Raw genomic sequence first — 19,811 nt, forward strand, 5'->3', positions numbered from 1 at the left:
CCCCCGGGATATTTCGACCAAGCCGAAGAGGCGCGCTCTCGCCGCTATGACCGGGCGCAGGCTTGACCTTTCGACCCCGCCGCGCCAGCTTGCGCCGAATTTTCGTGGATGGAGCCGATGGCCGCACGCACTGCCCCGTTTTCCCGTTTCGAGTTCATGATCGCATGGCGCTACCTGCGCGCGCGCCGCGCCGAAGGTGGCGTCTCGGTCATGACATGGATTTCCCTGATCGGCATCGCGCTTGGCGTGGCCGCCCTGATCGCGACGTTGGCCGTGCGCGCGGGCTTTCGCGCCGAGTTCGTCTCGACCATCGTCGGTTCGAATCCGCAGATCACCGTCTATTCCGCACCGATGGAAGTGGCGGAGGGCTCGGGTGTCTATTCCAAGCTGATCCGCGACTATGCCGAGCGCACCGATCGGATCAAGGCTATCCCGGGCGTGGTGAGCGCCGCGCCGGCGGTGCGCGGTCAGGCGATGGTCAGCTTCGGCGATCGTTCCAACGTGGCGGATGTCTACGGTCTGGCGCTTTCGGATCTGAAGAACATCCCCAATATCGCGCATTCCGAAGATGCGCAGGGCGATATCGACAATTACGGTGAAGGCATCGCGATCGGCATCGGCATGGCGCGCGATCTGGGCGTGACGGTGGGCGACACGGTCAAGGTGATTTCGCCCAATGGGGCGAAGACTCCGTCGGGCACAAGCCCGCGCGTGAACGCCTACAAGGTCTCCTATGTTTTCTCGGCCGGGCGTTACGATATCGACCAGACGCGGCTTTATATGCCCTTCAAGGAGGCGCAGAGCTTCTTCAACCGCGAGGGCGGGGTCGATGAGATCGACGTGGACGTGGCCGATCCCGAGCGCATCGCCGAATGGGAGCCCGCGATCATGGATGCGAGCGGCAAGGGCACGCTTTTGTGGACATGGAAGGACGCATCGTCGAGCTTCCTGCGCGCGCTGACGGTCGAAGACAACGTAATGTTCATCATCCTCTCGATCCTCGTGCTGATCGCGTCGATGAACATCACATCGGGACTGATCATGTTGGTGAAGAACAAGGGTCGCGACATCGGCATCCTGCGCACGATGGGGCTTAGCGAGGGTTCGATCCTGCGGGTCTTCTTCCTTTGCGGCGCGTTCACCGGGGTGATCGGGACGCTCGCGGGGCTGGCGATCGGGGTGCTGTTCTCGGTGAATATCGACCACGTCATGGGCTTCGTAAACTGGCTCAATGGCGGCGATGCATGGGATCCGTCGATCCGCGGCATCTACCATCTGCCCGCGAAATTGCAGCCCTGGGACGTGACCAAGGCGGTGACGCTGTCGCTGGCGCTGAGCTTCATCGTGACCATCTTCCCGGCGCGCCGTGCCGCGCGCATGAACCCGGTGGAGGCGCTGCGCTATGAATGACGTGCTGATCTGCGAACAGTTGGAAAAGTGCTACAACCGGGGCAAGCCGAACGAGATCACGGTGCTCAAAGGTCTGGATCTGACCATTCCGAAAGGGCAGGTCGTGGCGCTGGTCGCGCCTTCGGGGGCGGGCAAGTCGACGCTTCTGCATATCGCGGGGCTGCTGGACACGCCCGATTCCGGTCGGGTGCTGATCGATGGCGAGGATCTGACCGGCGCGCGCGACGGCAAACGCACGGCGGCGCGGCGCGAGAAGCTGGGCTTCGTCTACCAGTTTCACCACCTGCTTCCGGAGTTCTCGGCGGTGGAGAATATCGTGCTGCCGCAGCTGGCCAATGGCGTCAGCCGCAAGGCCGCGGAAGGGCGGGCGAAGGACCTCTTGAGCCGCGTCGGTATGGCGGGCCGGATGGATCACCGCCCCTCGGCGCTATCGGGTGGCGAGCAGCAACGTGTGGCGTTCTGCAGGGCGCTCGCGAACGGGCCGAGCCTGTTGCTGGCCGACGAGCCTACCGGCAACCTCGACCCGACCACCTCGGACACGGTGTTCGACGTGCTGATGGGGCTGGTGCGCGAGACGGGCCTGTCGGCGCTGATCGCGACGCATAACATGGAGCTCGCCGCCAAGATGGACCGCGTGTTGCACCTGGAGAACGGCGCGCTGGAGGAGGGGATATGATCGTTTATGGGATTTCGACCTGCGACACAGTGCGCAAGGCGCGCAAGGCCTTGGAAGCGGCCGGGCGCGACGTGGAGTTCCGCGATGTGCGGGCAGAGCCTTTGACGGCGGCTGAGGTCGCAGAATTCGAAAGCGCGTTCGGCGACAAGATCGTCAACCGTGCATCGACGACGTGGCGCAATCTGCCCGAGAGTGAGCGCGAAAAGCCTGTCGCCGTTCTGCTGGGCGAACATCCCGCGCTGATGAAGCGCCCGGTGATCCGCGAGGGCGACAAGCTGACGCTGGGCTGGGCGAAGGCCACACAGGCCGAATGGCTCTGACTGCGCCCTTGCGCACTTAACGTTGACAAAAGAAAAACGGCGCGCATCCCGTGATGCGCGCCGTTCCAAATCCTTGCCGTCCGATCGCCCGATCAGAGCAGGACCAGATCCGATGCCGAGGAGCGGCCGTCGCGACCCGACTGCAGCTCATATTGGATCTTCTGATTGTCATCGAGCCCCTTGAGACCCGCACGTTCGACAGCAGAGATGTGCACGAACACGTCCTTGCCGCCTTCGTCAGGCGCGATGAAGCCATAACCCTTGGTGGAATTGAACCATTTCACGGTGCCAGTGGCCATTACCGTCTTCTCCTTCGTAGTCTCCCGGCGCGATATTGCGTCCGGGCCGTGCAGCCAGTCTCTTTCGGGTCTTCCGGCTGCCTTTTTCAGAAGCGAGGCGGTAGGAAAGTCTGTAACACACGCGTATTCAAGTCTCTCCGAGAATTGCGAAAATGCAATGACATTCCATGAGGGGCGTAAGCCCCTCACAGGTCTGTGAAAATTCGAGATAGGCCGTTGAATTGGCGATTATTCGCGCAAATCGGGCGGCGTCGATTCGGTGATCAGCTGTGCCACGATCTCGTCGATCGCCACCGTGGAGGTGCGGGTATCGCCGAGCTTGCGGACCGAAACCGTGCGCTCCTCGACCTCTTTCATCCCGATCGCGAAGATATAGGGAACCTTGCCGAGCGAGTGCTCGCGGACCTTGTAGTTGATCTTCTCGTTGCGGGTGTCGGCCTCGGCGCGGATACCGGCGGCGCGCAGCTTCGAGGTCACTTCCAGCACGTAATCGTCGGCGTCGGATACGATCGACGCGACGACCACCTGACGCGGCGCGAGCCAGAGCGGCATCTTGCCGGCGAAGTTCTCGATCAGCATGCCGATGAAACGCTCGAACGAGCCCAGCACCGCGCGGTGCAGCATCACGGGACGGTGGCGCTCGCCATCCGAGCCCACGAATTCCGCATCCAGCCGCTCGGGCAGGTTGGTGTCGACCTGCAGCGTGCCGCATTGCCAGTCGCGCCCGATCGCGTCGGTCAGCACGAATTCCAGTTTCGGACCGTAGAACGCGCCTTCGCCTTCGAAGATCTCGTAGTCGTAACCGGCGGCCTTACAGGCGTTGCCGAGCGCGGCTTCGGTGTAATCCCAGCTCTCATCGCTGCCGATGCGCTTTTCGGGGCGCGTCGACAGCTTGATGCGCCAGTCGGTGAAGCCGAGATCGTCGTAGATCCCCGAGAGGAACTTGATGAATTTCTCGGTTTCCGCCTCGATCTGATCTTCGGTGCAGAAAATATGTGCGTCATCCTGCGTGAAACCGCGCACGCGCATGATTCCGTGCAGCGCGCCCGAAGGTTCGTAGCGCGCGCAGGAGCCGAACTCGGCCATGCGCAGCGGCAGGTCGCGATAGGATTTGACGCCCTGATTGAAAATCTGGACGTGGCACGGGCAGTTCATCGGCTTGAGCGCGTTGACCGTCTTTTCGCGTGCATGATCCTCGTCGACTTCGACGATGAACATGTTCTCCTGATAATTCTCCCAGTGGCCCGAGGCTTCCCAGAGCCTGCGGTTCACCACCTGCGGCGTGTTCACCTCGACATAGCCGTCATCGCGCTGCTTGCGGCGCATATAGTCCTGCAGCGCGGTGTAGATCGTCCAGCCGTTCGGGTGCCAGAAGATCTGGCCCGGTGCCTCTTCCTGCATGTGGAACAGGTCCATCTCGCGACCGAGCTTGCGGTGGTCGCGCTTGGCGGCCTCCTCCATCATCGTGACCCAGGCGTTTAGGTCCTTCTTGGTCTTGAAGGCCACGCCGTAGATGCGCTGCAGCATCGGGCGGCTCGAGTCACCCAGCCAATAGGCGCCGGCCACATGGGTCAGCTTGAATGCATCCGCCGGGACCTGACCCGTATGCTGCAGGTGCGGACCACGGCAGAGATCCTGCCAGTTGCCGTGCCAATACATCCGGATGTCCTCGCCTTGCGGAATCCGGTTGATCAGTTCGACCTTGTAGGGCTCATTCGTCGCCAGATAATGGTCGATCGCGTGTTTGCGGCTCCAGACCTCGGTCTTGATGGCGTCGCGCGCGTTGATGATCTCGCGCATCTTCTTTTCGATCGCGCCGAGGTCTTCGGGGGTGAAGGGCTCTTCGCGGTCGAAATCGTAGAACCAGCCATTGTCGCGGACCGGGCCGATCGTGACCTTCACACCGGGATAGAGCTCCTGCACGGCGCGGGCCATGATATGGGCGAGGTCGTGGCGGATCAGCTCCAGCGCGGGGCCGTCATCCTGCATCGTGTTGATGGCGATCTGCGCGTCTTCCTGGATCGGCCATTGCAGATCCCAATGCGCGCCATTGACCTGCGCGGAGATCGCTTTCTTCGCCAGCGAAGGTGCGATGGAGGCGGCCACTTCGGCCGGCGTCACGCCTGCGTCGTAGTCGCGCGAATTGCCATCGGGAAAGGTGAGGGAGATCTGGGACATGTCGTCCTCCTCGTCGGTTTGGCGCCCACGGAACGCCCGGTTGCGGGATATATGGTTCCAGAGCCTTTTGCGCGGGCAGGGCGCGGCTGTCAATGGGGAGGGGGTGGGGGAGACGTCGCAGGGGGGTCTGACCCCGCCCTGCGAGCCCCGGGGATATTGCGACCAAGGCGAGGACCAGAGGCGGCTGCCCCTTCGTGTTGGCGAAAATATCCCGGGGGTGAGGCGCGACGCGCCGAGGGGGCAGCGCCCCCTTGCGTGGGATAGGAAAAAGGCGCCTCTCGGGCGCCTCTCCTTACATCTTGTTGAGCTTGCTCTGCAGATCGGCGAGCTGTTTCTTGATCGCGTCCAGCTCGCCGCGATCGTCGCCACCGTCCGGCGCGGGGCCGGACGAGCCGGCGGTTCCCCAGCCCGCCATCATGTTCTGCAAGAAGGCCTGTTGCTGCGCCTGCAGCGCCTCGAAACCCGGCATCGAGCTCATCGGATTCGGCATCTTGTTCATGTTCTCGAGCATCTGCGAGTGCCCCTCGCGCAGCATCTCGAAAGACGCGGCGAGGAATTGCGGCACCACCGATTGCGCGGCGCCGGTATAGGAGCGCACCAGATCGGTCAGAACATCAACGGGCAGAACGTTCTCGCCGCGGCTCTCGTGCTCGGCCACGATCTGCAGCAGATATTGCCGTGTCAGGTCGTCGCCCGATTTCAGATCGACGATCTGCACCTCGCGCCCCTCGCGGATGAATTTCGCGATGTCTTCGAGCGTCACGTAATCGCTGGTCTCGGTATTATAGAGACGGCGGCTGGCGTAACGCTTGATCAGCAAGGGCTTTTCGTCTGCGGCCATGTGATGCGATCCTCCCCGGATTATGCGTGTGCAGCGATTGTGAGACGCCGCGCTGCCAAAATCAATAAAAGAAAAAGGGCGCGCCGCGAAGGCGCGCCCGAGATACGCAGGGCCGGCTGGGAGGAGGAGGCCGGTGCCCGCGTTGAGGTCTTATTTCGCAGCCGTTGCGGCTTTCTTCGACGCAGCGGTCATGTCGGCGGTCGCCTTCTTGACGGTGGCGGACGCTTCTTCCGACATGTCCTTGCCAGCGGCCATCATCAGCTCGACGGTGTCCATCTGAACCTTTTTCGCGATTTCAGCGAAGGCAGCCATGTTCTCGGCAGCCATCTCGGCGGAAGCCGACGCGAAGTCGCTCATCGCCTTGGCGTAATCGGCGGGCTCTTCCTTGGTCTTGGTCAGGTCGCCCATCTTGTCGAGGGTGCCCTTGGTCCATTTGGTCGAGATTTCGGTCGACTTGCCGGCAGCTTCAAGCGCCACTTTCGACATCTTCTCGCCGAGGGCAGCTTGCGATTTGAACGCATCCTGGAATTTCGAGGTGTCGACGGGGAAGGACGCCATCATGTCCTGCATGATCTTGGTGTAGTCTTGGGTCTTGGCCATGTGAGTGCTCCGTTGGGTTGGGGCCCGTGGTCTGGAACGTTGGCGGGGCCCTTTGGGTTACGCAACGTATATACATGCTGCGGCGCAGCATTTCAAGAGAAGAATTGCTGCGCCGCAGAAAATTCACAACCCAATCGGGAAGGTTATATCTTTACCATCTCTTTGACGTAAGTGCCGGGCGCGTCTGCCAAAATCGGGTGATCGGCATCGCCGGGCTGGCGTGCGGGCACCATCGCACCGGATTTCTTGGCCAGCCATTCGCCCCAGCGCGGCCACCAGCTTCCCTCGTGAAACTCGGCTTGCGCTTTCCACTCGTTGGGATTCGCGACCGGCGCTTCGGAGGTGTAGTGGCCGTATTTCTTCTTGCTGGGCGGATTGACGATTCCGGCGATGTGGCCCGATTGTGACAGGATGAAGCTCTTGTCCTTCGAACCCATCTTCGCGACCCCGTTGAAGGACGCGACCCAGGGCGCGATATGATCGGTCTCGCAGGCGATCGCCATCAGCGGCACGTTGACGTCGGAGACCTTGACCGTCTCGCCCAGCACCTCGAAGCCTTCGCGCGCGAAGCGGTCCTTCTGGCAAAGGCCGCGAAGATATTCGACCGCCATCTTGCCCGGCAGGTTCGTCGAGTCGCCGTTCCAAAACAGCAGATCGAAAGCAGGCGGGGATTCCCCCATCATGTAGCTGCGGATCGCAGGCCGATAGATCAGGTCGTTCGAGCGCAGGTAGGAGAAGGTGCGCGACATGAAATAGCTGTCGAGCACGCCGTCGGCCTTGCACTGCCGCTCGATCCCGTCGACGAAATCGTCCTGCAGGAAGACCGCGAACTCGCCCTGATCCGAGAAATCGGTGAGCGTGGTGAAGAAGGTGGCCGAGTTGATCGACTTGTCCTTGCGCTTGTTCAGCAGGCCCAGCGTCAGCGACAGCGTGGTACCCGCGATGCAATAGCCGACCGCGTTGACTTTCTTCTCGCCGGTGATCTTCTTCACCTCGTCGATCGCGGTGAGGTAGCCCTCCTGCACGTAGTCGTCCATGCCGACATCGGCATAGCTCTTGTCGGGGTTCTTCCAGCTGACCACGAAGAGGGTGAAGCCCTGATCGACGATCCAGCGGATCAGCGAGTTCTGGGGCTTCAGGTCCATGATGTAGAAGCGGTTGATCCAGGGCGGGAAGATCAGAAGCGGCGTCTTGTGTACCTTCTCGGTGGTCGGCGTATACTGGATCAGCTCGAACAGACGGTTGCGGTAGATCACCGAACCCTCGGCGGTGCCGATATTCTCGCCCACGGTGAAGGCGTCCTTGTCGGCCAGCGTCACGAGCAGGTCGCCGCGGTTCGCCTCGATGTCGCGCACGAGGTTCTCGAGCCCTTTCACGAGGCTCTCGCCCTCGGTCTCGATCGCCTTTTCCAGCGCATCAGGGTTGGTCGCGAGGAAGTTGGTCGGCGCCATCAGGTCGATGATCTGGCGCGAGAAATACTGGAGCCGCTGACGGTCCACCGGATCCAGGTCTTCGAGCTTGTCGACCGTCTCGCGCACGCCCTGCGCCGCGATCTGATATTGCTGTTTGATATAGTTGAAATAGGGATGGCTATCCCAGAGCGGATTGGCAAAACGCGGGTCGGAAGGACCCGTGTCCTCGGGTGGGCGGAACGCGCCCTTGGCGAGCGCCTCCTGCGCTTCGAGGTAATGCTTCATCGCCTGACCCCAGTAATTCACCTGGGCTTCGAGGATCTTTGACGGTTTCTCCAGCCATTCGTTCATCATGGCCGCGGAGGAGGAGAAATAGAGATCGGCGCCGGGGCCTTCGAGGGCGGGATTCACGGGGCGCTTCTGAGCGATCGCATCGACCATCCGCTCTGTCAGTTCCTCGATGCGGGCGAGGTTCTCCTGCATCTTCTGCGATGCAGCAATTTTGTCCGTCTCCTCGGTTGTCATGAACGATAATCCTCCCTATCCTCTGAACCAGCATAATATCGCCGCAGTCTTGGGGTAAAGCGGCGTTTCCGTTGCCGAGTGTGCGCGTGGCCGGCCCCGAGGAGTTGCATATGAAAACGATCATGTCCTACGACCTGATGGAAACCTTCAGGAACACGAACGAGTGGATGGGCGCCTCGGCGCGCGCCATGGCGTCCTACCCGGTCTGGGGCCTCGCCCCACATCCGATGTTCAAGATCATGTCGGCCTGGGGCCGGGTGACGGAACGCTCTTTCGCGCGGATGGTGATCAAGCCCGATTGGGGCATCCATTCGATCGCCGCCGAGGACGGGCGCGATCACCTCGTCGAGGTCGAAACGGTGCTCAACAAGCCCTTCGGCAGCCTCGTGCATTTCAACGTCCACGGCCGCGAGCCGATGGAGCGGCGCATCCTTCTGGTGGCGCCGATGTCGGGCCATTACGCGACGCTGCTGCGCTCCACCGTGGCCTCGCTGCTGCCCGACGCCGATGTCTGGGTGACCGATTGGCATAATGCGCGCGATATCCCCGTCTCCGAAGGCAAGTTCGATATCGAGGACTATACACTCTACCTTGTCGATTTCATGAAAGAGATGGGTCCTGATACCAACGTGATCGCGGTGTGTCAGCCGGCGCCGCTCGCGCTGGCCGCGACCGCCTATCTCGCCGCCGAGGATCCGGCCGCGCAGCCGCGCACTCTGACCCTGATCGGCGGGCCGATCGATCCCGACGCCGCCGCCACCGAAGTGACCGATTTCGGCCGTCGCGTCACGATGGGCCAGCTCGAGCAGATGGTGATTCAGCGCGTGGGCTTCAAATACAAGGGCGCGGGCCGCCTGGTCTATCCGGGCCTGATGCAGCTCGCTTCCTTCATCTCGATGAACATGGACAAGCACGCGCAGGCCTTCCAGGACAAGATCTGGAAAGAGGCCTCTGGCGAAGGATCGGAGCACGACAAGCATTACCGCTTCTACGACGAATACCTTGCCGTGATGGACATGACTGCCGAGTTCTACCTCTCGACGGTCGAGCGTATCTTCAAGGGCCTCGAGATCGCCAAGAACCGCTTCGAGGTCGGCGGCAAGATGGTCGATATCTCGAAGATCACCAAAGTCGCGGTGAAGACCGTTGAGGGCGAGAAGGACGACATCTCTGCTCCCGGCCAATGCGTCGCCGCGCTCGGCCTTTGCTCCGGCGTGCCGGATTCGATGAAGCAACAGCACCTCGAGCCCGGCGCAGGCCATTACGGCATCTTCGCAGGCTCGCACTGGCGCAACAACATCCGCCCGCTCGTGCTCGATTTCATCGACGAGAACGCCGACAACCCGGCGCCCGGGAAGGGCAAGCCCGCGACGGTCACCCCGATCCGGAAAAAGAAGGTGAAGACGGCCGAGGCGGGGTGAGTTTGATCGCCGTTTGGAATTAAAAAACGCCGCTCCGAGGGGGCGGCGTTTTTTGTATAATGCCGATCGCGGCGATTGGCCGTTTCGAGCCCTTTCTGACCGCGGTCTGGGAGATACGGTTCGCAGCCGCAGCGACGGTCATCGTGGGAACCGGCCCTCAAGCGCCATTCAGGTCTTGGTTTTGTGCCTTATGATATCGAACAAGACAGCTCAGGCGACGAGTCCGAGAGCTTCGTCGCTTGCGTTATCGCCATATTTGTCTCGAGGGGGCCACGGGCGGTCTCGCCAATGGGGGGTAAAGGTGAAACTTGAGACCGAACGGCCTTCGACCAATGCGCCGTTTCCGGCGCCAAGCGCGTAGTCGTAGTAGAGTTTCACGATCTCTTCCCGGGTGACCTGGCCGGTGGCCTCGTGCGACAGGCAGGCCTGCATCCAGGCGCGGACGCGGTGATATTCCGGCGTGTCCGGGAGCTGAAATCCCTCGTAGTATTCGAGGAACCAGAAGCGCATGAACATCGGCGCAAACACCGCTTCCGCCAGGCCGAAATCGTCAAATAGGTAGCGTCCGTCCGGGTTGTGCTCGAGCAGGAAGTCATTGATGTCGCGATAGATTGACAGGAGCTTGTCGGCGCAGGCGTCCCGGCGGTCGCGGTCTTGGTTCATGACAAAAAGGTAGCCCGCCATCGTGAAAGGTCCTTCGCGCGTGATCAGCATGGACTCGGTGGCGTGTTTCACCGGATCTTTGCGGCGCAGAGGCGGGCCGCCGATCACCTCGTCGAGGTAACGCAGGACAATGAGGCTTTCCTTAATGATCCGGCCATCCGGCGTCTCGAGCACCGGCAGCGCGGTGGTGCCACGTGTCTTTGCAAGCAGCGCAGGGTCACGCGGCTTGGTGATATCGATGACGCGGAACTCGATGACATCCTGTCGGCCGCGCAGGGCCAGCAGGATCTCGAGCCGCTGCGAGAACGGGCAGACCGGAATGTGGTAGACGATATGTTTCGCGCTCACGGGTTCAGTCCAGCGGAGGGCCTGTGAAGGCCAGGTTGTGACGCGCCGCGGCCTCCTCGATCGCCGGCATGTCCTCGGGGATACGGAACTGACCTGCGGCCATCTCGGCGAAGAACGCCTCAAAACCGCCGGGGGTCAGGATCACGAGATGCCGGGACGGCTCGTCGCCGACTACCTTGAAGGTGTGGTTGGTGCCGCGCGGGATGAAGACGCTTTCGCTCGGGCAGGCAATCTGTTCATCCCCGTCGATCCAGACCTTGCAGGTCCCGGTGATCATTACGAAGGTCTCGTCCTCGGTCTGGTGCACATGCCGCGGCGGCCCGCTTCCGACCGGCGACAGGCTGTCGACGATGGACATGACGCCGCCGGTCTGTTCGGGCGACAGGATGGTCTTGTAGTGGACGCCCAGCCATTCGATGGCGCTGGTGTCGGTGGTCAGGTCTTTCATCGTTCCACTCCTTGTTCCGGACTGAAACGAAAGCGCTTTCGTTGAAAGAACGATAACCGTGAATAGCGGTATCGACCAAACCGTATTGCACGATATAGGATATCGCTGAAATGAATTTCGCAACGTTTGACCTGAACCTGCTGCGCGTGCTGGACGCGATTTTCCGCGAGGGCTCGACCGTGAAAGCGGCCGCACGGCTTGGCCTGTCGCAGTCCGCCGTGTCCGGCAGCCTGTCGCGGCTACGTCATGCCCTCGGCGACCCGCTGTTCGTGCGTCAGGGAAACAGCCTGGTTGCCACCGATTACGCTGCGGGTTTGAAAGAGCCGGTCAGCCAGGAGCTGGAGCGGATCGAGGCGATGCTGTCACCGCCGACCCGTTTCGATCCTCGCACCGCCGAGGGGACCTTCCGGATTGCGGCCAGCGATTTCTTCGCCGAGATGCTGATGCCAACGCTTGGCGACTTGTTGCAGCGTGAGGCGCCGGGCATACGCGCGCAACTCATTGACCTCGTGCCGCAGGACTACGTGGCAAGTCTCGACCGGCGAAACGCCGATATCGCACTAATCCCCGACACGACGCTCCCGGACTGGGTCTGCCGGGAGGCCTTATTTCGGTCCCCCTTTCACGTCATCGCGCGTCGCGGGAACCCAGGTCTTGTCGGGCTCCTTCCCGGCGATGTGTTGCCCTACGAGGTGTTCTGCACGCTGCATCATGTCCTGTTCTCGCCCGAGGGCAACATCGCCTCCATGGGCGACGCGGCACTGGCGCGCGCCGGCCGCAAACGCCACGTGGCGATGACGGTGCCGGTATTTTCCGGCGTCTGCCGCGCCGTGCGCGAAAGCGATCTGATCGCGCTTGTTCCGGCGCAATTGGCGGCGGATGTCGCGGATACCTTCGACCTGCAAGTGTTCGAACCCCCAATGCCAATCGACCCACCGCTAATAATTGGCATCTGGCACAAGCGGTCGCAAAATACGCCACTTGCGGCTTGGATGCGGGAACTGGTCTTCGGCATCATGCGTGGCCTGAATCGGTAATGACTCCTTTGGCGCATCGAAGATCCTTGCAGGCGCTGTCATAATCGAGCACGCGCGGCGAACGACCGAAACGTCCGCATAGCGGCCCTCTGCCTCACGCCAACAATAACGGCGCCTCCAACCAGTCGCGCAGGTTCTGCGTGATCTTCTCGGGTTGCTCGAGCGGGCTCAGGTGGCCCGCGCCGAGGATCAGGCGGAACTCGGCGTGCGGCATCAGCTCGGCGAGGAATTCGTGCCGGCGGGGCGGGCAGATCTTGTCGTATTCGCCGCACATCAGCAGCGCGCGGGTTTTCGTGGCGCGCAGCGTGCGTTGCAGGTCGGGGCGGCGCATCAGGGCGCGGGATTGCGCCTCGAACGTGTTGGCGCCCAAGCCTGCCGCCATCTCCAGCAGCATCGCCTGAATTTCAGCGCGGCCTGGATCGGGGGCGAGGCTGTCGGCGGGGATTTCCTCCAGCATCATCTCGTCGAGCCGCCCGGTGAGCGCCTTCACGATCCGGGTTTCGCGCGCGGCGGCGATCTGCGGCATCTCGGGCAGGGGGGAGACGTCGAGTAATGCGACCTGGGTCACCCGGTCGGGCGCGCGGCGCAGGATTTCGATCGCGACGACCGCGCCCAGCCAATGCCCGACCAGCGCGAACTGGGGCGGCGCCTCGTCCAAAACCGCCTGTGCCATCTCCTCGATCGTCGTGCCGCGCAGCCGCGCCACCATCACCGAACGCTCGGAAGACAGCTCTTGCAGCGGGTGCCAGAACAGCCGCGCGTCGCACATGAAACCGGGAAGAAAGACCAGCGGATCGCTTGGCATCGCTCGAAACCTCAATCGCGGCGCGTTTTCGCGCTTCTCGCGTCGAGTGTGCCGCAAGGGCCGAGGTCAAGCAAATCGAAATGCCGCTAGCAGCGGATCACAGCCGGGCCAGCACCTCCGCCAGCGCGGTCTCGATCAGCGCGAGGCAATCCGGATCCGAGAAGCGGTGATCGGCGCCTTTGACCAAGGTCAGGCGCATGTCCGCGCCCTCGGCATGCTCCAGCAGCCGAATCGCGGTCTCGGTGCTCACGGCCTCGTCGGCGGTGCCTTGCAGGAAGCGTGTGGGGAAGGGCAGCGCCAGCGGGCTGCGCAGCACCAGCCGCTCGCGACCCTCGTTGATGAGGCGGCGGGTGATGACATAGGGCTCGCCGTAATCCGATGGGACCGCGATGGAGCCTTCGCTTTCCAGCTTGTGCCGGGTTTCCTTGTCGAAGCTCGCCCAATAGCCGTCCTCGGTGAAATCGGGGGCCGCGGCGATGGTGACGAGGCCCGCGACTTTCTCGGGGTGTTCGCGCGCCATCAGAAGCGAGATCCAGCCGCCCATCGAGGAGCCCACGAGGATCTGCGGGCCTTCGGTCTTGGCCATGATCACGTCGCGTGCATCCTCAAACCAGTCGCCGATCGCGCCGTCCTCGAATGCGCCGTCCGAGACGCCGTGGCCGGAATAGTCGAAGCGCAGGAAGGCGCGGCCTTCGCGCTTGGCCCAGTCCTCGAGCGCCAGCGCCTTCGTGCCTTCCATGTCGGATTTGAACCCGCCGAGGAACACCACGCCCGGCCCTTTGCCCGGCGTCAGGTTATAGGCGATGCGGCGGCCTTCTTGGGTGTCGAAATACTCGGTCATCTGCGCTCCCTGCGATCTGTTCGCGCCCAGCCTATCGGGCGGCGCGGGTGGCCTCAACCTGTCCGCTTGCGCTCAGTGTGCGGGTTTTTCCTTGCCGGTCACGGCGCGGTAGATCGGCTGGATGATCCGGGTGACGACCGGGATCAGGACCAGCCCGTAGATCAGTCCGAAGACGCCGTCGAAGAACGCGGTGACCGCCCAGCTGACGACGCCTTCCGCCGTGCCTGCCGCATGGGCGGCGGCTTCGGCCTGATGGTGAATCCAGTCGTAGGGCGCGTGCCAACCAAGCTCCGCCAGCCCGTGCAACACGATATTGCCGCCGACCCAGATCATCGCGGCGGTGCCGACGATCATCAGCAACTGCATCAATCTGGGCATCACATGCACGATGCCACGCCCGAGCGCGCGCGTCGGCCCGAGCTTGCCGTTCTCGGCAAGCCATAGCCCCGCGTCGTCGGCTTTCACGATCAATGCGACGGAGCCATAGACCACCACCGTCACGCCGATCCCGATGATGGCGAGCGCGATAGCCTCCATCCAGATCGGCTGGCCCGAGGGCAGGGCGGCGAGGCCGATGGTCATGATCTCGGCGGAGAGGATGAAATCGGTCTTCACCGCGGATTTGACGCGCTTTTCCTCGAGATGGTCGGCGGTCTCCGCCGCGACATGGCCCTCGGCATCGGGCTCATGCGGTTTGAACAGGTGATAGACCTTCTCCGCGCCTTCGAAACACAGGTACGACCCGCCGAGCATCAGCAAGGGCGTGATCAGCCACGGCGCGAAGGCAGACAGCAGAAGCGCGGCAGGCAGCAGGAAAATCAGCTTGTTCTTGATCGAGCCGAGCGCGATCTTCCCCACGATCGGCAATTCGCGGGCGGGCTTGAAGCCGTGGACATATTTCGGGGTCACCGCCGCATCGTCGATCAGCGCGCCAGCCGCCTTCGAGCCCGCCTTGGCCGCCTGACCTGCCGCATCGTCGATCGAGGTCGCCGCCACCTTGGCGATCCCCGCCACGTCATCGAGAAGCGCCAGCAAGCCACTCATCGCAAACCCTTTCCTCTTCACGCCCACGTGAGCCTAGGGCGCGTCTCCCCAAGCCACAAGCGCGAAGACTTGTTCCCGAATTCTTTCCGGGCGGGCATGAAAAAGGCGCCCGAAGGCGCCTTGATCGCACTATTTCGCTTGGCTTACAGCCCCAGCTTCTGCGCGACGATCTGGTTGACCGCCTTGGGGTTGGCCTTGCCGCCCGAAGCCTTGATCACCTGACCGACGAACCAGCCCGCCAGCTTCGGGTTGGCCTTCGCCTTCTCGACCTGCTCAGGGTTCGCGGCGATCACTTCATCCACGGCGGCCTCGATGGCGCCGGTATCGGTGACCTGGATCATGCCGCGCTCTTCCACGATCTTCTCGGGGTCGCCGCCTTCGGTGTAGACGATCTCGAAGAGGTCCTTCGCGATCTTACCCGAAATCTTGTCGGACTTGATCAGCCGGATGATAGCGCCAAGCTGCGCGGCATCGACCGGGCTCGAGGTGATGTCGTGGTCTTCCTTCTTCAGGCGACCGAACAGCTCGTTGATGACCCAGTTCGCGGCAAGCTTGCCGTCACCGGCCTCGGCCACCACGGCCTCGAAGTAATCCGCGTTCTCGACCTCTGCGGTCAGCACCGAGGCATCGTATTCCGACAGTCCCAGCTCCTTGACGAAACGCGCTTTCTTCGCGTCCGGCAGTTCGGGCATCGAGGCGCCGATATCGTCGACCCAGGCCTGCTCGATTTCCAGCGGCAGCAGGTCAGGGCAGGGGAAGTAGCGGTAATCATGCGCTTCTTCCTTCGACCGCATCGAGCGCGTCTCGCCCTTGTCGGGATCGTAAAGGCGGGTTTCCTGCACCACTTCGCCGCCGTCTTCGACGATGGCGATCTGGCGACGGGCCTCGTATTCGATGGCCTGCTGAATGAAGCGCATCGAGTTCATGTTCTTGATCTCGCAGCGCGTGCCGAGATGGCTGAAATCCTGCGTTTCCTGATACTTTTCGTAAGCGCCCGGCTTGCAGATCGAGACGTTGACGTCCGCGCGCAGGTTGCCGTTCTGCATGTTGCCGTCGCAGGTGCCCAAGTAGCGCAGGATCTGACGCAGCTTGCCGACATAGGCCGCAGCCTCTTCCGGGCCGCGGATGTCGGGGCGCGAGACGATCTCCATCAGCGCGACGCCGGTACGGTTGAGGTCCACGAAGGACATATGCGGGTCCATGTCGTGGATCGACTTGCCCGCATCCTGCTCGAGGTGGATACGCTCGATCCGGACTTTGCGGGCAACGCCCGGGCCCATATCGACGATGATTTCGCCCTCGCCCACGATGGGGTGGTAGAGTTGCGAAATCTGGTAGCCCTGCGGCAAGTCGGGGTAGAAATAGTTCTTCCGGTCGAAGGCCGAGCGCAGGTTGATGTCGGCCTTGAGGCCGAGGCCCGTGCGCACCGCCTGCGCCACGCAGAACTCGTTGATCACCGGCAGCATCCCCGGCATCGCCGCGTCGACGAAGGCCACGTTCGAGTTCGGCTCTGCGCCGAACTTGGTCGAGGCGCCCGAGAACAGCTTGGCTTTCGAGGCCACCTGCGCGTGGACTTCAAGCCCGATAACCAGCTCCCAATCCGATTTGGCACCGGCAATGACCTTGGGTTCGGGGGCTTGGAATTCGAGATGGTCGAGCATGTCCACATCCTGTCAGTAAAGGCTTGGGCAAGCTTCTAGGACAGGGCAGGGGCGGGGGCAAGAGGGCGACCGCCCCGCAGCGGACATCAGACCAGCGGCACCCCGTAGGATTCGAAAATCGCGCTGAGCCGGTCGAGCGGCGGCGTGGCCTCTCGTGGCAGGTAGGCGCGACGCCCGTCGCGCAGCGTGACCATGCATTCGTCGCCCGCAAGCTTGCGCCGCCGCAGCCGTGCCGAGTCGATCTGTGCGAGGGGGAACGTGCCCAGTTGCCGCCCGTTGCGGTAGACTTCCATTCGCGCAGGCGTGATCCGCAGCAGCCCCGAGCGGTTGCGCATCAGCTTGTACAAAGTGAGGGCGAGATAGATCCACGCGGCGACATGAATCCATGTCGTCGCGGTCAGTTTCATTGCGCCGTAGAGCAGCGCCATCCCGAAGGCGAGCGCAAGATACCCTCCCGCCCGGCGGGCCTGGTGTCGGTATTCAAATTCATTGTCGTCCATGGTCGAGCCTGTTCGCGAAACTGCCCAACGCCCGCAAGTCGCGAGCGTCCGCGTTTCGTAGCGCGAGAACCCGGCACGGATGGGCCGAGAATGCGGCCAATCCGTGGTCTTCCGGGATCGCGCGCAGGCGCCGAGCGGAAATCAGCCCAGTAGACGCTGCGTCATCTCGGACAGGTCGCGGCTGAGGCCCGGCTGGGCGGCGATCCGTTCCAACTCGCTGCGCATCTTCTCGCGCCGGCCTTCGTCATAGCGCGTCCATGTCTCGAAAGCGGTGGACATGCGGGCGGCGACCTGCGGGTTGACCGGATCGAGCTTGAGCAGCCAATCGGCATAGAAGCGATAGCTCGCCCCGTCCGCGCGGTGGAAGCCCGCGTGATTGCCCGACAGCCCCGCCATCAGCGCACGGAAGCGGTTCGGCGTCTTCCATGTGAAGAGCGGATCGCCGGTCAGCGTCTCGGCGCGCTCCAGCGCCATCTCTGGCGGGCAATTGGCGAGCTGGACGAGGAACCACTTGTCCATCACCAGCCGGTCGCCCTGCCAGCGGTCGCGGAATTCGGCCATCGCGCTCGCATCCTGTCCGGTCTGCACCAGCGCCGCGAGCGCGCCGAAGCTTTCGGTCATGTTCTCGGCCGAGGCGAACAGGGCACCCGCGCGGGCTCCGCCGTCGATGCGGTTCAAAAGCCGCAGAACGGCAAGGCGCAGCGCCCGCGGGCCAGCCTGCTCCGGGTCGGAGCTGTAGGGCGCCGTCGCTTCGGTTTTGGTGAAAATCTCGGCCAGAAGCGTCTTATGCGCAGTCGCAAGATCGCGGGCGAGCGCTTCGCGCGCCTCATGGATCGCCGCAGGATCGGGCGTCTCGCCCTGATCGTAGAGCGCCTGCGCGATGCTGTCCTCGGAGGGCAGGTTCAGACACAGCGCGCGGAAGGCCGGATCGGCGGATTCGTCGCGCAACAGCGCACCCATCGCATCGGAGAAGGATCGGTCACCCTCTTGTCCCAGAACGCGCCCGATCAGCATCTTCTGGGCCAGCGCACGCCCCGCTTCCCATCGGTTGAACGGGTCGCGGTCATTGGTCAGCAGGAAGGCAAGCTCGGACGTGTGGGCGTCGCGCTCCAGCCGCACGGGGGCGGAGAAATCGCGCAGGATCGAGGGCACCGGGCGCGTCGCGAGCCCGTCGAAGGTGAAGCTCTGCCTCGCCTCTGTCATCTCAAGAACGGTGGATGGCACGACCTCGTCGCCATTCTCGTTGAGCAGCCCGACTTCGATCGGGATGTGGCGCAACGGCTTTTCTTCCTGACCGGGCGTGGGGCGCGTTTCCTGTTCGAATTCAAGCGTGTATGCGCCGTCCTTGAAGCTGTCGCGCACCCGTAGCGTCGGCGTGCCCGCATCGGTATACCAACGCTTGAACTGGCTCAGGTCGCGGCCCGAGCTGTCCTCGAACACCTTCAGCCAGTCCTCGATCGTGCAGGCCTGCCCGTCATGGCGCTCGAAATAGAGGTCGAGCGCGGCGCGATAGCCGTCGGGCCCCAGCAGGCGGTGCAACATGCCCACGATCTCGGCGCCTTTCTCGTAGACGGTCGCGGTGTAGAAGTTGTTGATCTCGCGGTAATGATCGGGGCGCGGCGGGTGCGACAGCGGACCGCGATCCTCGCGGAACTGCCGCCCGCGCAGCGCCAGAACGTCGTCGATCCGCTTCGTCGCGTGTCCGCGCATGTCGCCGGTGAACTGCTGGTCGCGATAGACCGTCAGCCCCTCTTTCAGGCACAGCTGGAACCAGTCGCGGCAGGTGATGCGGTTGCCGGTCCAGTTGTGGAAATATTCGTGCGCGATGATGCCCTCGATACGCTCGTAATCGGCATCGGTCGCGGTCTCGGGCGAGGCGAGAACCCATTTGGAGTTGAAAATGTTCAACCCCTTGTTCTCCATCGCGCCCATATTGAAGTCATCGACGGCGACGATGTTGAAAATGTCCAGGTCGTATTCGCGACCGTAAACCTCTTCGTCCCAGCGCATCGACCGATGCAGCGCCTGCAGCGCGAAGTCGCAACGGTCTTCGTCGCCCGGACGGACCCAGATATTCGTGGCGACCTCTCGGCCCGACATCGTGGTGAATGTGCCCGAATGCGCGCGAAGGTCACCCGCGACCAGTGCGAAGAGATAGGCGGGCTTGGGCCACGGATCGACCCATTCGGCATAGCCGTCGCGGTTCGCGACCAGATCGCCATTCGACAACAGAACCGGCTGATCGCCGGTAATCGTGACGTGGAAGCGCGTCATCACGTCGGGGCGGTCCGGATAGAAGGTAATCTTGCGGAAGCCCTCGGCCTCGCATTGCGTGCAATACATGCCGTTCGACATGTAAAGCCCTTCCAGCGCGGTGTTTTTCGAGGGTGCGATCCGCGTCACGGTCTCCAGCGTGAAGTCTCGTGCCGGCAGAATATCCGCCGGGAGCGTAAGGCCGGTCTTGCTGAGTTGGTATTCGCCGGAGGCCAGCTCGCGCCCGTCCAGCGCAATCGAGACAAGCTCCAGCTCCTCCCCATCGAGATGCAGCGCCGCCACCGCTTCCCGCGGAGAGAAGGCTAGGCGCGCGCGTACTTCTGTCGCGTCCGGATCGAGCGTGAAATCGAGTCCCACGCTCTCGAGCGTGAAAGGATAGGGGCGGTAGTCGATCAGGCGCTTGGGAAGGGCTTGGGTAGCCGTCGTGTCGGCGGGCATTCTTGCGATATTCCTCGTTATTCTCGGCTTGTGTGACGTGGAGCGTTTCGGCGCGAAGGCAAGCACGCCT

18 protein-coding genes are annotated in these 19,811 nt (G+C 62.9%); 5 read left to right on the plus strand and 13 right to left on the minus strand.

The window, feature by feature from the left end; all coding sequences use genetic code 11:
• The first annotated feature begins 117 nt into the window (after positions 1–117).
• From B6V76_RS14805 to B6V76_RS14815, 3 genes are read left to right on the plus strand one after another with little or no spacing between them, the layout of a single operon-like run.
• Positions 118–1,410, plus strand: a complete 1,293-nt coding sequence (locus B6V76_RS14805; protein ID WP_088720312.1) for a lipoprotein-releasing ABC transporter permease subunit — start codon at positions 118–120, stop codon at positions 1,408–1,410.
• Positions 1,403–2,086, plus strand: coding sequence for an ABC transporter ATP-binding protein (locus tag B6V76_RS14810; protein WP_088727806.1), 684 nt, complete (start codon positions 1,403–1,405; stop codon positions 2,084–2,086). The genes B6V76_RS14805 and B6V76_RS14810 overlap by 8 nt, the downstream gene beginning before the upstream one ends.
• Entirely contained in the window at positions 2,083–2,406 is a 324-nt protein-coding gene (locus tag B6V76_RS14815) for an ArsC/Spx/MgsR family protein (RefSeq protein WP_075775517.1), read from the plus strand. The genes B6V76_RS14810 and B6V76_RS14815 overlap by 4 nt, the downstream gene beginning before the upstream one ends.
• A 92-nt stretch (positions 2,407–2,498) precedes the next feature.
• Here B6V76_RS14815 and B6V76_RS14820 read toward each other — a convergent pair whose 3' ends face one another.
• From B6V76_RS14820 to phaC, 5 genes are all read right to left on the minus strand, one after another.
• Complete coding sequence (locus B6V76_RS14820) at positions 2,499–2,705, minus strand: cold-shock protein (RefSeq protein ID WP_075775516.1); 207 nt, start codon at positions 2,703–2,705, stop codon at positions 2,499–2,501.
• A 228-nt stretch (positions 2,706–2,933) separates the two neighbouring features.
• Positions 2,934–4,883 (minus strand): threonine--tRNA ligase, encoded by a 1,950-nt coding sequence (gene thrS, locus B6V76_RS14825; protein WP_075775515.1) that lies wholly within the window; start codon positions 4,881–4,883, stop codon positions 2,934–2,936.
• Positions 4,884–5,175: 292 nt separating this feature from the next.
• On the minus strand, positions 5,176–5,724 hold the full coding sequence (gene phaR / locus B6V76_RS14830; protein ID WP_075775514.1) for a polyhydroxyalkanoate synthesis repressor PhaR: 549 nt from the start codon (positions 5,722–5,724) through the stop codon (positions 5,176–5,178).
• 150 nt (positions 5,725–5,874) lie between these two features.
• A complete protein-coding gene (locus B6V76_RS14835; RefSeq protein WP_075775513.1) occupies positions 5,875–6,324 on the minus strand; it encodes a phasin, PhaP in 450 nt (149 codons plus the stop codon).
• Between the two features lie 143 nt (positions 6,325–6,467).
• Positions 6,468–8,261: a class I poly(R)-hydroxyalkanoic acid synthase gene (gene phaC / locus B6V76_RS14840; RefSeq protein WP_075775512.1), complete on the minus strand. Its 1,794-nt coding sequence runs from the start codon at positions 8,259–8,261 to the stop codon at positions 6,468–6,470.
• A 110-nt stretch (positions 8,262–8,371) separates the two neighbouring features.
• On the opposite strand from phaC, the gene phaZ reads away from it, so the two are divergent.
• Positions 8,372–9,682 carry a polyhydroxyalkanoate depolymerase gene (gene phaZ / locus B6V76_RS14845; protein WP_075775511.1) on the plus strand — a complete coding sequence of 437 codons (1,311 nt, stop codon included), beginning with the start codon at positions 8,372–8,374 and terminating at the stop codon, positions 9,680–9,682.
• A gap of 210 nt (positions 9,683–9,892) precedes the next feature.
• On the opposite strand, the gene B6V76_RS14850 is transcribed toward phaZ, so the two are convergent.
• Positions 9,893–10,693, minus strand: coding sequence for a glutathione S-transferase family protein (locus tag B6V76_RS14850; protein ID WP_088727807.1), 801 nt, complete (start codon positions 10,691–10,693; stop codon positions 9,893–9,895).
• A 4-nt stretch (positions 10,694–10,697) separates the two neighbouring features.
• Positions 10,698–11,141 (minus strand): cupin domain-containing protein, encoded by a 444-nt coding sequence (locus B6V76_RS14855; protein WP_088727808.1) that lies wholly within the window; start codon positions 11,139–11,141, stop codon positions 10,698–10,700.
• Between the two features lie 110 nt (positions 11,142–11,251).
• On the opposite strand from B6V76_RS14855, the gene B6V76_RS14860 reads away from it, so the two are divergent.
• Positions 11,252–12,178 carry a LysR family transcriptional regulator gene (locus B6V76_RS14860; RefSeq protein ID WP_088727809.1) on the plus strand — a complete coding sequence of 309 codons (927 nt, stop codon included), beginning with the start codon at positions 11,252–11,254 and terminating at the stop codon, positions 12,176–12,178.
• Positions 12,179–12,272: 94 nt separating this feature from the next.
• Here B6V76_RS14860 and B6V76_RS14865 read toward each other — a convergent pair whose 3' ends face one another.
• From B6V76_RS14865 to pepN, 6 genes are all read right to left on the minus strand, one after another.
• Positions 12,273–12,983, minus strand: coding sequence for an alpha/beta hydrolase (locus tag B6V76_RS14865; RefSeq protein ID WP_075775509.1), 711 nt, complete (start codon positions 12,981–12,983; stop codon positions 12,273–12,275).
• A 97-nt stretch (positions 12,984–13,080) separates the two neighbouring features.
• Entirely contained in the window at positions 13,081–13,824 is a 744-nt protein-coding gene (locus B6V76_RS14870; protein ID WP_088727810.1) for an alpha/beta hydrolase, read from the minus strand.
• A 72-nt stretch (positions 13,825–13,896) separates the two neighbouring features.
• Positions 13,897–14,868: a DUF808 domain-containing protein gene (locus tag B6V76_RS14875; protein WP_075775507.1), complete on the minus strand. Its 972-nt coding sequence runs from the start codon at positions 14,866–14,868 to the stop codon at positions 13,897–13,899.
• A gap of 143 nt (positions 14,869–15,011) precedes the next feature.
• Positions 15,012–16,529 carry an Asp-tRNA(Asn)/Glu-tRNA(Gln) amidotransferase subunit GatB gene (gene gatB, locus B6V76_RS14880; protein ID WP_075775506.1) on the minus strand — a complete coding sequence of 506 codons (1,518 nt, stop codon included), beginning with the start codon at positions 16,527–16,529 and terminating at the stop codon, positions 15,012–15,014.
• An 86-nt stretch (positions 16,530–16,615) separates the two neighbouring features.
• A complete protein-coding gene (locus B6V76_RS14885; protein WP_075775505.1) occupies positions 16,616–17,029 on the minus strand; it encodes a hypothetical protein in 414 nt (137 codons plus the stop codon).
• A 141-nt stretch (positions 17,030–17,170) separates the two neighbouring features.
• Positions 17,171–19,741: an aminopeptidase N gene (pepN, locus tag B6V76_RS14890; protein ID WP_088727811.1), complete on the minus strand. Its 2,571-nt coding sequence runs from the start codon at positions 19,739–19,741 to the stop codon at positions 17,171–17,173.
• Positions 19,742–19,811: the final 70 nt, after the last annotated feature.

Origin of the sequence: Thioclava sp. IC9 (assembly GCF_002213225.1) — a bacterium.
GTDB lineage: Bacteria > Pseudomonadota > Alphaproteobacteria > Rhodobacterales > Rhodobacteraceae > Thioclava > Thioclava nitratireducens.